This window comes from Rhodopseudomonas sp., from assembly GCF_013377015.1.
Taxonomy (GTDB): Bacteria; Pseudomonadota; Alphaproteobacteria; order Rhizobiales; family Xanthobacteraceae; genus JARJEH01.
The window spans coordinates 1,059,052-1,070,908 of sequence record NZ_JACABA010000001.1 but is presented as its reverse complement, the minus strand read 5'-3'; the positions used below and the strand labels follow the sequence as shown (position 1 = coordinate 1,070,908).

Sequence of the window (11,857 nt, the reverse complement as noted above, 5' to 3'; positions counted from 1 at the left end):
GGTCATTTGGGGAGGTCAGCTTGAACATTCCGGTGCGCGATATCCACGATCAGGTGTCGCATCGCGACATGGCCAACGCGATCCGCTTTCTGGCGATCGACGCGGTCGAGAAGGCCAAATCCGGTCACCCCGGTATGCCGATGGGCATGGCCGATGTTGCCACCGTGCTGTTCTCGCGATTCCTGAAGTTCGATGCCTCCGACCCGGCTTGGCCGGACCGCGACCGCTTCGTGCTGTCGGCCGGCCACGGCTCGATGCTGCTGTATGCGCTGCTGCATCTGACCGGCAACGACGATGTCACGCTCGACGAGATCAAGGCGTTCCGGCAATGGGGCTCGAAAACCCCTGGGCATCCGGAATACGGCCACACCAAGGGCGTCGAGACAACCACCGGTCCGCTCGGTCAGGGATTGGCGACCGCGGTCGGCATGGCGCTGGCGGAACGTTTGCTGAATGCGCGCTACGGCGACGCCGTGGTCGATCACTTTACTTATGTCATCGCCGGCGACGGCTGCCTGATGGAAGGCATCAGCCACGAGGCGATCTCGCTGGCGGGACATCTGAAGCTCAGCAAGTTGATCGTGTTGTTCGACGACAACCAGATCTCGATCGACGGCGCCACCTCGCTGTCGTGTTCGGACGACCAGGTCGCGCGGTTCACCGCTTCAGGCTGGAATGCGACGCGGGTCGACGGTCACGATCCGGAGGCAGTCGCCGCCGCGATCGCGCAGGCCAAGCTCAGCGACCGGCCGTCGCTGATCGCCTGCCGCACCAAAATCGGCTTTGGCTCACCCAAGGTTGAGGGCACCGAAAAGGCCCATGGCGCCCCGCTCGGCCCCGAAGAAATCGAGAAGACCCGCGCGGCGCTCGGCTGGCCGCATGGTCCGTTCGAGGTACCGGAAGCCATCGTCGCCCGCTGGCGCGAGATCGGCAGTCGCGGCAAACCCGCGCACGTCGCCTGGACCGAACGCCTTGGCAAGCTCGACGCCATCACGCGCGCCAGCTTCGAGAACGCGCTGGCCGGCAAATTATCGGGCGGCTACGAAGCCGCGCTGCAGGCTCTGGTGCAGAAGTTCAGCGCGGAGAAGCCCAGCATCGCCACTCGCCAGGCCTCGCAACTGACGATCGACGCCATTGTTCCGGCGTCGCCGAACATCCTCGGTGGCTCGGCCGATCTGACCCATTCCAACCTCACCCACGCCAAGGGCACCGCTTCGGTGAAGCCGAACGACTACAGCGGCAGCTACATCCATTACGGCATCCGCGAATTCGGGATGGCGGCGGCGATGAACGGTATCGCGCTGCATGGCGGCTTCGTCCCGTTCGGCGGCACCTTCCTGGTGTTCGCCGACTACAACCGTCCGGCAATCCGGCTCGCCGCCCTGATGGGCGTCCGGGTGATCCACGTCATGACCCACGACTCGATCGGGCTCGGCGAAGATGGTCCGACCCATCAGCCGGTCGAACACGTCGCGTCGTTGCGGGCGATTCCAAATCTCTTGGTGTTCCGCCCCGCCGACGCGATCGAGACCGCGCAGGCCTGGGACTGCGCGCTGAAGTCCGAACATCGTCCCTCGGTGCTGGCACTATCGCGGCAGGCGCTGCCGACGCTGCCGCGCGACGGCACCGATACATCCAACCCGGTCGCTCGCGGCGCCTATCTGGTGGTCGATCCCGGTCGGCGCGACGTCACTCTGATCGCCACCGGCTCTGAAGTTGCGCTTGCGCTCGACGCCGCCTGCAAGCTCGAGGGCATCGGTATCAAGGCCGCCGTGGTGTCGGCGCCGTGCTTCGAATTGTTCGCCGAGCAGCCTGCCCAATATCGCGACAGCGTGCTGGGCAAAGCGCCTCGCGTCGGTATCGAGGCTGCGATAGCGTCGGACTGGTATCGCTGGATCGGCGACAACGGCGAGTTCGTCGGGATGACCGGCTTCGGCGCCTCGGCGCCGGCCGGCGTGCTGTACCAGAAGTTCGGTATCACGGCGGAGGCGGTGGTCGACGCCGCGCACCGCGCGATCAAGCGCTCGCAACATTGACCGGCTCGTTCTCACCCAACACCCTTCAGGAGGCAACATGGCCCGCATTACTCTGAGGCAATTGCTGGATCACGCCGCCGAGCACGGCTACGGCGTGCCGGCGTTCAACATCAACAACATGGAACAGGGGCTGGCGATCATGGAGGCGGCGGCGAAGGTCGACGCTCCCGTCATCATCCAGGCCTCGCGCGGCGCCCGCGCCTACGCCAACGACATCATGCTGGCGAAGATGATCGAGGCGCTGGCCGAGATCTATCCGCAGATCCCGCTCTGCATGCATCAGGACCACGGCAACGACGAGGCCACCTGCGCTACCGCGATCCAGCACGGCTTCACCTCGGTGATGATGGACGGCTCGCTGAAGGCCGACGCCAAGACCGCCGCGGACTACAATTACAATGTCGACATCACCCGGCGCGTCACCGACATGGCGCACTGGGTCGGCGCCTCGGTGGAAGGCGAACTCGGCGTGCTCGGCTCGCTGGAACACGGCGGCGGCGAGCAGGAAGACGGTCACGGCCTCGAGGGCACCGTCAGCCACGATCAATTGCTGACCGATCCGGACCAGGCGGTCGACTTCGTCCGCGCCACCAAAGTCGATGCGCTGGCGATCGCGATGGGCACCTCGCACGGCGCCTACAAGTTCTCGCGCAAGCCCGACGGCGATATCCTCGCCATGAAGGTGGTCGAGGAGATCCACCGCCGGCTGCCCAACACCCATCTGGTGATGCACGGCTCGTCCTCGGTGCCGCAGGACCTGCAGGACATCTTCAACGAGTTCGGCGGCGCGATGCCGCAGACCTACGGCGTTCCGGTCGAGGAGATCGTCCGCGGTATCAAGCACGGCGTCCGCAAGGTCAACATCGACACCGACTGTCGGCTGGCGATGACCGGCGTGTTCCGCAAGGTCGCAACCCAGAACAAGGCCGAATTCGACCCGCGCAAGTTCCTGAAGCCGGCGATGGATGCGATGCGCGACATCTGCCGGCTGCGTTTCGAGCAATTCGGCACCGCCGGCAATGCCAGCAAGATCAAGGTGATCCCGCTGTCGGAAATGGCCAAGCGCTACAAATCCGGCGCGCTCGATCCGCAGATCAGCGCCTCCGCCACCGCGCGCGCCGCCGAATAAGTTCGCGCCGGCGTGAGCCGCCGGCCTCGTGACATTTCAGGAGACCAAAATGGACCAGTCCGACCGCTATTCGAATCTCAAGCTCACAGAAAAAGACCTGATCGCGGGCGGAAAGCACGTGCTGTGCGCCTACATCATGAAGCCGAAGCCGGGCTTCGGCAATTACCTGCAGACCGCGGCGCATTTCGCCGCGGAATCCTCCACTGGCACCAATGTCGAAGTCTCCACCACCGACGATTTTACCCGCGGCGTCGACGCGCTGGTCTATGAGATCGACGAAGCCAAGCAGCTGATGAAGATCGCCTATCCGGTCGATCTGTTCGACCGCAACATCATCGACGGCCGCGCCATGATCGCCTCGTTCCTGACCCTGACGATCGGCAACAACCAGGGCATGGGCGACGTCGAATACGCCAAGATGTACGACTTCTACGTGCCGCCGGCCTATCTCAAGCTGTTCGACGGCCCCTCGACCACGATCAAGGATCTGTGGCGTGTGCTCGGCCGTCCGGTGGTCGATGGCGGCTTCATCGTCGGCACCATTATCAAGCCGAAGCTCGGCCTGCGGCCGCAGCCCTTCGCCAATGCCTGCTACGATTTCTGGCTCGGCGGCGACTTCATCAAGAACGACGAGCCGCAGGGCAACCAGGTGTTCGCGCCGTTCAAGGAAACCGTGCGCGCGGTCAACGACGCGATGCGCCGCGCCCAGGACAAGACCGGCCAGCCGAAACTGTTCTCGTTCAACATCACCGCCGACGATCATCACGAGATGGTCGCCCGCGGCCACTACATCCTGGAAACCTTCGCCGACAACGCCGACCATATTGCGTTTCTGGTCGACGGCTATGTCGCCGGTCCCGCCGCGGTGACCACCGCGCGCCGCGCCTTCCCGAAGCAGTATCTGCACTATCATCGCGCCGGCCATGGCGCGGTGACCTCGCCGCAGTCCAAGCGCGGCTACACCGCCTTCGTGCTGTCGAAGATGGCGCGGCTGCAGGGCGCCTCGGGCATCCACACCGGCACCATGGGCTACGGCAAGATGGAAGGCGAAGCCGCCGACCGCGCGATGGCCTATATGATCACCGAGGATTCCGCCGACGGGCCGTATTTCCATCAGGAATGGCTCGGCATGAACCCGACCACGCCGATCATCTCCGGCGGCATGAACGCGCTGCGGATGCCCGGCTTCTTCCAGAATCTCGGCCATTCCAACCTGATCATGACCGCGGGCGGCGGCGCCTTCGGCCATATCGACGGCGGCGCGGCCGGCGCGAAATCGCTGCGGCAGGCCGAACAATGCTGGAAGGAAGGCGCCGACCCGGTGGCCTTCGCCAAGGACCACCGCGAATTCGCCCGCGCGTTCGAGAGCTTCCCGCACGACGCCGACGCACTGTATCCGAACTGGCGCGGCAGACTTGGGTTGGCCGCCTGATCCCGCACAAGCACAACTTCTCCCGGGCCTCGATCTTGGTCCGGGAGAATTTTCATATAGGCCGGGCGCGCCGGGAAACGGGCGCGGGGTGATCCGGGCGCTCAACCAGGCGCTGCTTTGGCCGGCCGACCATGAGCGCGTCAGGCCACGATTTTGACGCCCTTCCAGAACGCCACCTTGCCGGCAATATTCTTGGCTGCGGGCTTAGGGTTCGGATAGAACCATGCCGCGTCGGGGTTCTGTGCGCCATTCACCGTCAGGCTGTAATATTTGGCGATGCCTTTCCAGGGACAGGTCGTCTGGTGGGTGCTCGCGACCAGAAAATCCTTGCGGACGTCATCCAGCGGAAAGTAGTGATTGCCCTCCACGATCTCGGTGCGGTCGGATTCGGCGATAATGGTTTCATTCCAGACGGCTTTGACCACGGGCAGCTCCTTGGTTTGAAGGCTGTTCAACGTCAACGCAAACGGGCGTCAAGTGTAGTCGACGAATTCGGCTGCAGGAATGGCGGCGAGGCCCGATCGGATGTGGGTGGCGTTCAATCGGCGACGAGGGCAAGCGAATTCCTGATCGCCTCAGCTGGGCGTGACCCTGGTTCAAACGATCTTCGCGACACCCATCGGCCTCGGATCAGGATCTTGTTTGACGATTGTCACCACAGCGTCACATAACGCGTCGAGAGATTGCGCTGCATTCAAACGGTACATTCATGGACTATTTCAGACGTTTCACGTTCCTGTTCTCGGCGCCCACCTTTGACGCCGACGATCTCGAGGGTATGCGATTCAATCAGATCGTCACCGAAATCGAGCACTCCGGCTTCGAGGTGGTCAAGGCACGCAAGCTGGAGGACGCCGAGATCGCGGTGCAGACCGACGCTGCCATCGGTTGCATGTTGGTCGACTGGGGCAAGAAGGGCCTGGAAGGCAAGACCGCGGCGCTGATCAACCTGATGCGTCGCCGCGGCCTGGATTTCCCCATCGTGTTGCTGATCCGGCGCAAGCGGTTCGAGGATCTGCCCGTCGAGGTGCTCGACTTCATCGATGGCTATGTGTTCCTGTCGGAGGAAACGCCCGCGTTCATCGCCAAGAGCCTGATCAGCCGTCTGAAGCAATATGCCGACACGCTAAAGACGCCGTTCTTCGGTGCGCTGGTCGATTACGCCGAAGAGGGCAATCAGCTCTGGACCTGCCCGGGGCACAATGGCGGCATGTTCTATAGTCGCAGCCCGATCGGCCGGGTCTTCATGGAGCACCTCGGCGAAGCGATCTTCCGCGACGACCTCGACAATTCGGTGCTCGACCTCGGCGACCTCTTGACCCATGAGGGGCCGGCGCTGCAGGCGCAGAAGGAGGCCGCGAAGATCTTCGGCGCGGAGAAGACCTATTTTGTGCTCAACGGCACCTCGACCTCCAACAAGGTGGTGCTGGGCGCGCTGGTTACTGACGGTGACCTGATCTTGTTCGACCGCAACAATCACAAGGCCGCGCACCATGGCGCGCTGATGATCAGCGGCGGCATTCCGGTGTATGTTCCAACCGTCCGCAATGCCTGGGGGCTGATCGGCCCGATGGCCTGGGAGGCTCTCGACGAGGCGGCGCTGCGTAACGGCATCCGCAACCATCCGCTCGTCAAGGATCCGGAGGCATGGCGCAAGCCGCGCCCGTTTCGCGTCGCCGTGATCGAGCAGTGCACCTATGACGGCACGATTCACAGCGCCGAAATGATCCTGGCGCGGATCGGCCATCTTTGCGAGTACATCCTGTTCGACGAAGCCTGGGCCGGCTTCATGAAATTCCATCCGCTGTATGCCGGGCACTTCGCCATGGGGCTCGCCAATCTCGGTCCCGATTCGCCGGGCATCATCGCCACCCAGTCGACCCACAAGCAACTCGCGAGTTTCTCCCAGGCCTCGCAAATCCACATCAAGGACCGCCACATCCGCGGCCAGAAGCGCCGGGTCGAGCACCGCCGCTTCAACGAAAGCTTCATGCAGCACGCGTCGACGTCGCCATTCTACCCGCTGTTCGCGTCGCTGGACGTCGGCGCGCAGATGATGAAGGGGCGCTCCGGCGAGGTGCTGTGGGACGACACGATCAGGCTCGGCATCGAGTTACGCAAGAAGATCCGCGCCATCGGCCGCGAGTTCGAGGAAAAGGAGACGCGTCCCGAGCGCCGCTGGTTCTTCGAGCCTTTTGTGCCCGACCGCGTGGAGATTCCCGACGCCTCCCGCGACGGCGCCGTGCACGACGTCGCGTGGGAGACGGTGAGCACCGACTTGCTCGCCAGCAACCCGGCCTACTGGCAGCTCGCGCCGGGCGCCGCCTGGCATGGCTTCGCCGGCATGACGTCGGGGCTGGCCATGACCGATCCCAACAAGCTGACGCTGCTCACCCCGGGTTTCGAACGCGGCGCCGGCGGCTACGCCGAACACGGCATCCCGGCTCCGGTCGTCGCCCAGTATCTGCGCGAGAACCGCATCGTCGCCGAGAAGAACGACCTCAACTCGCTGCTGTTCCTGCTGACGCCGGGCGTCGAGGCCAGCAAGGCCGGTACGTTGATCAGCGGACTCGTCGCCTTCAAAAAACTGCACGATGACAACGCGCTGATGGAAGAGGCCATCCCCGAATTCTACAGGCGGAGGCCAGCGCGTTATGCGGGTGTGCGGCTGCGCGATCTCTGCGCCGACATGCATCGCTTCTTCCGCGCGGCCGACGTCAGTACTCTTCAGGCGAAGCAATTCTCGCCCGAGCACTTGCCGGACATCGCCATGTCGCCCCGTGACGCGGCGCGCTGCCTCGTGCGCAATGACGTTGACTACTTGCCCATTGACGCCATCGCCGGCCGCATTGCCACGACGCCTTTCGTGGTCTATCCGCCCGGGATCGCCACGATCGTGCCGGGCGAGCGGCTGACCGCGCGGGCGCAGCCGATGATCGACTATCTCAAGATGTTCGAGGCGAGTTTCAACGCTTTCCCCGGCTTCGACGTGGAGATCCAGGGGGTTTACCGCGAAGTCGATGCGTCCGGACAGATCCGGCTGCATACTTACGTGGTTTCCGAATAGGCCGGCGCACGGGAAGTCCGAGGGCCAGTCATGGAGAACACGCAACCGGTCGTGATCCGGCCATCACGCGATGCCGACGTCGACGCCATGCTGGCGATTTACCGCCACCACATTCGCCGCGGCATCGAGGAAGCGCTGGACGACAGCGGCACACCGCAGCCCGACGACCTGCGCGATCGGCGCAAGAACCTGCGCAACCGCCGATTCCCGCATCTGGTGGCGACCAGCGGCGGCGAGATTGTCGGCTACGCCTATGTGGTGCTGTTCCGCAAGCGACCGGCCTATCGCTACACGGTCAAGCACTCGATCTACGTCCACCATGATCACCTGGGCCGCGGCATCGGAAGGCTGCTGATGCGCGAACTGATCGATGCCTGCGCGGCCGCGGGCTTCCGCCAGATGATCGGCTATATCGATGCCGACAACACGGCTTCCCTCGGTCTTCACGAGGCGTTCGGCTTTTCCACGGCCGGATTGTTGCGCGGGGTCGCCTATCGATACGGCCGCTGGGCCGACAGCGTCATGGTCCAGCGTTCGCTCGGCGCGGGTTCGACCGTCCCGCCGGTCTTGTGACGACCGAAAAAGCCTGAACATTCCTTGCCTTGAGACGCAGCAATTGCCCTGCGACGGAGCAAATAGCTCACGGTTGCGGAATCCGAGGTGCGATCTGTCATCGCGGCGTTATTCGGGAAGGCTAGGTTGCGGTGCAGCATTTGTCCCCAGAGCCCGGTCCAGCCGTGATGTCGCCTTTCAATCTCGCCGGAAAATACGCCCTTGTGGTTGGCGTCGCCAACGATCACTCGATTGCATGGGGCATCGCTCGCGCCCTGCATGCCGCCGGCGCCGAACTGGCGATCACCTATCTCAACCCCAAGGCCGAGCCGCACGTCCGTCCGCTCGCCGAGGCGGTGGGCGCGCCGATCGTCATGCCGCTCGACGTCTCGCGCCCCGAGGAGCAGGACGCGTTGTTCGATGCGATCCGGCAGAAATGGGGCCGGCTCGACATCCTGGTCCATTCGATCGCCTTCGCCAGCCACGACGAGCTGTGCGGCCGGGTGGCCGATACGTCCGCGGACGGTTTCACCAAGGCGATGGACATCTCGGTGCATTCGTTGATCCGGCTGGCGCGCAGCGCCGAACCGCTGATGACGAACGGCGGCGCCTGCCTGACCATGAGCTTCTACGGCGCCGAGAAGGTGGTTTCTTCCTACAACGTGATGGGGCCGGTGAAAGCCGCGCTCGAGGCGACCACGCGGGAGTTGTGTTCCGAGCTCGGGCCGAAATCGATCACCGTGAATGCGCTGTCGCCGGGCACCATCGCGACCCGCGCCGCCGGCGGCATCGACAACTTCGACGAGATGATGCGCGAGGCGACCGAGCGGTCGCCGATGCGCCGGCTGGTCACGATCGACGACGTCGGCGCCGCGGCGGTGTTTCTCGCCAGCGATGCCGGGCGAAACATCACCGGCACTGTCCTTCATATCGACGCGGGCTATCACGCCATGGGCTGATGCCGGTCATCAATCAACAATGGATGTCGAAATGTCCAGCGCCAAGATGATCAGAAACACCACCTGGAACGAGCTCGAGATTGGTGCCAGCGCCAGCGTCGAGCGGGTCTGCACCGAGCAGGACCTCTATCTGTTCGCCCACGTCTCCGGCAACGTCAATCCGGCCGTGGTCCCGGCATTTCATTCCGACCATGGCGGCGTGACGCATGTCGTGGCGCCGTCGATGTGGGTCGGCTCGCTGGTCTCGGCCGTGCTCGGCAACATTCTGCCCGGCCCCGGGACGCTGTATCGCTCGCAGAATTTGCGCTTCCTGAAGCGCGTTCATGTCGGCGACCGGCTCAAGGTAACGGTCAGCTGCATCGCCAAGAACGAATGCCCTGCCGCGATTTTCGAGACCCGCGTGCTCGATCTGTCGGGCGCCGTGGTGTGCGAGGGCACCGCGGAGGTCGAGGCGCCGCTGCAGAGCTACGTCACCGAAATGCAGGACCTTCCGGGTCTGATTCTCGATCATGGCGATCAGTTCGCGACGCTGATCGCGCTGGCCGCGCAACGCCCGCCGCTGGTCACCGCGGTGGTGTGCCCCGACGACCACCACGCGCTCGGCGGCGCTTTGCTGTCGGCCAGCCGCGGCGTGATCAGCCCGATCTTGATCGGCGACCCCGACAAGATCCGCCGCGCCGCCGACGAACTGGGCGAGGACATTTCCGGCTATGCATTGGTGGCGATCTCCGATCACCGCGCCGCTGCCGCCAAGGCGGTGGCGATGGCGCGGGCCGGCGAGGCCAACGCGCTGATGAAGGGCAATGTCCACTCCGACGAACTGCTGGCGGAAGTCGTGAAGAAGGATACCGGCCTACGCGGTCATCGCCGCATCAGCCACGTCTTCGCGCTCGATGTGCCGACGCTGAATTCGCTGCTATTTATTTCCGATGCCGCCATCAACATCGCGCCGGATCTCACCACCAAGGTCGACATCGTGCAGAACGCGATCGATCTGGCGCGGGCCTGTGGCGTGCGCGAACCACGGGTCGGGGTGTTGTCAGCGGTCGAGACGGTGAATGTCAACATCCCCTCGACGCTCGATGCCGCCATTCTCAGCAAAATGGCCGAGCGCGGCCAGATCAAGGGCGGCATCGTCGACGGACCGCTTGCGATGGACAACGCCATCGATCTCGAAGCGGCGCGCACCAAGGGCATCGCCTCGCTGGTCGCCGGACGCGCCGATGTCCTGATCGTGCCGAATCTGGAGGCGGGCAACATGCTGGCCAAGGAACTGACCTTCGTCGCCCGCGCCGAGGCCGCGGGCTTGGTGATCGGCGCGACCGTCCCGGTGATCCTGACCAGCCGCGCCGACAACGAACGATCGCGACTGGCATCCTGCGCGCTCGCGCAGCTCTACGACCATTTCCGCCGCACCGGCGAGCCGTTGCTGGCGACCGGCGAAGCCGCGATGGCCGCCGAATAGGAGCGCACCATGCCGATGGTCCTGACGTTGAATGCCGGCTCTTCCTCGGTCAAGTTCGCGCTGTTCGACGCCGCGCTGGACGACGGCCCCGCAATGGCGACAGGTCAGATCGACGGCCTCGCTTCGCACGCCATTTTCACGGCACGCGCCGCCGCGACGGAAAAGGAATGCTTCGAGTTGTCGCCGGCGGGCCGGGCCGATCATGTCCGGGCCGTCAATGCGATCCTGGAATGGATCGAGTCACGGCTCGCGGGCCGTAGCGTGGTCGCCATCGGTCACCGCATCGTCCATGGCGGCCCGCGTCACGCCACGCCGCTGCCGATCGACGACAACCTGATCGAAGAGCTACGGGCGCTGACTCCACTGGCGCCACTGCACCAGCCGCACAATCTGCAAGGCGTCGTCGCCGCGCGCGCGGAATTTCCGCATGTGCCGCAGGTCGCCTGCTTCGACACCGCGTTCCATCGCGGCCATCCCTTCGTGACAGATGCCTTTGCGATCCCGCGCCATTTTTACCATGAAGGCGTCCGCCGTTACGGCTTTCATGGCCTGTCCTACGAATACATTGCCGGCTGTCTGCGCCGCATTGCACCGGTCGAGGCGGCTGGCAAAGTCATCATCGCACATCTGGGCAACGGCGCCTCGCTGTGCGCGGTCCGCGACGGCCGATCGATCGCGTCCAGCATGGGTTTCACCGCGTTGGACGGCCTGCCGATGGGGACGCGCTGCGGACAGATCGATCCCGGCGTGCTGCTCTATCTGATGGCGGAGAAGGGAATGGACGTCCATGCGCTGACCGACCTGCTCTACAACCAGTCCGGGCTCAAGGGACTGTCGGGCCTCAGCAGCGACATGCGCGATCTGCAGGCCTCGGACAGTCGCGAGGCGCGCGAGACCATCGACCATTTCATTCTTCGCACCTGCCGCAAGATCGGTTCTCTGGTGGCTGCGCTGGAAGGGTTCGATGCGATCGTCTTCACCGGCGGCATCGGCGAGAATTCGGCCGCCGTCCGCAAGGGCGTGCTCGACCGGCTGCGCTGGCTCGGTCTGGAGCCTGACGACGAAGCCAACGAGCGCGGTGACACGGTGATTTCCAGCCCGGCCTGCCGCGCGCGCGCCTTCGTGATCAAGACCGACGAGGAACGAATGATCGCGCGCCATACGCTCGAAGTCACCGGCCTGGCCGGACGTTCAAGGGCCGCCTAACATATTGGATC

Annotated in this window: 9 protein-coding genes; 8 read left to right on the top strand and 1 reads right to left on the bottom strand. The window is 64.5% G+C overall.

Features of this window, described 5'->3' with window-relative positions; genetic code table 11:
* Positions 1–20 precede the first annotated feature (20 nt).
* Genes tkt through HXX15_RS05160 form a run of 3 tightly spaced genes read left to right on the top strand, consistent with a single transcriptional unit; the run spans position 21 to position 4,597 of the window.
* Positions 21–2,036, top strand: a complete 2,016-nt coding sequence (tkt, locus tag HXX15_RS05170) for a transketolase (RefSeq protein WP_296513359.1) — start codon at positions 21–23, stop codon at positions 2,034–2,036.
* Positions 2,037–2,073: 37 nt separating this feature from the next.
* Complete coding sequence (gene fba / locus HXX15_RS05165) at positions 2,074–3,165, top strand: class II fructose-bisphosphate aldolase (RefSeq protein WP_296513357.1); 1,092 nt, start codon at positions 2,074–2,076, stop codon at positions 3,163–3,165.
* 49 nt (positions 3,166–3,214) lie between these two features.
* Positions 3,215–4,597: a ribulose-bisphosphate carboxylase gene (locus HXX15_RS05160; RefSeq protein ID WP_296513355.1), complete on the top strand. Its 1,383-nt coding sequence runs from the start codon at positions 3,215–3,217 to the stop codon at positions 4,595–4,597.
* Positions 4,598–4,737: 140 nt separating this feature from the next.
* Here HXX15_RS05160 and HXX15_RS05155 read toward each other — a convergent pair whose 3' ends face one another.
* Complete coding sequence (locus tag HXX15_RS05155) at positions 4,738–5,022, bottom strand: DUF427 domain-containing protein (RefSeq protein ID WP_296513352.1); 285 nt, start codon at positions 5,020–5,022, stop codon at positions 4,738–4,740.
* 284 nt (positions 5,023–5,306) lie between these two features.
* Between HXX15_RS05155 and HXX15_RS05150 the strand changes: the two genes are divergently transcribed.
* The 5 genes from HXX15_RS05150 to HXX15_RS05130 all read left to right on the top strand — a co-directional run bounded on the left by HXX15_RS05150 (position 5,307) and on the right by HXX15_RS05130 (position 11,846).
* Positions 5,307–7,664, top strand: coding sequence for an Orn/Lys/Arg decarboxylase N-terminal domain-containing protein (locus tag HXX15_RS05150; protein WP_296513350.1), 2,358 nt, complete (start codon positions 5,307–5,309; stop codon positions 7,662–7,664).
* A 30-nt stretch (positions 7,665–7,694) separates the two neighbouring features.
* A complete protein-coding gene (locus tag HXX15_RS05145) occupies positions 7,695–8,237 on the top strand; it encodes a GNAT family N-acetyltransferase (protein ID WP_296513348.1) in 543 nt (180 codons plus the stop codon).
* 167 nt (positions 8,238–8,404) lie between these two features.
* Positions 8,405–9,175, top strand: coding sequence for an enoyl-ACP reductase FabI (fabI, locus tag HXX15_RS05140; protein WP_296513345.1), 771 nt, complete (start codon positions 8,405–8,407; stop codon positions 9,173–9,175).
* 31 nt (positions 9,176–9,206) lie between these two features.
* Positions 9,207–10,640, top strand: coding sequence for a bifunctional enoyl-CoA hydratase/phosphate acetyltransferase (locus HXX15_RS05135; protein ID WP_296513343.1), 1,434 nt, complete (start codon positions 9,207–9,209; stop codon positions 10,638–10,640).
* A 9-nt stretch (positions 10,641–10,649) separates the two neighbouring features.
* A complete protein-coding gene (locus tag HXX15_RS05130; protein ID WP_296513340.1) occupies positions 10,650–11,846 on the top strand; it encodes an acetate/propionate family kinase in 1,197 nt (398 codons plus the stop codon).
* Positions 11,847–11,857: the final 11 nt, after the last annotated feature.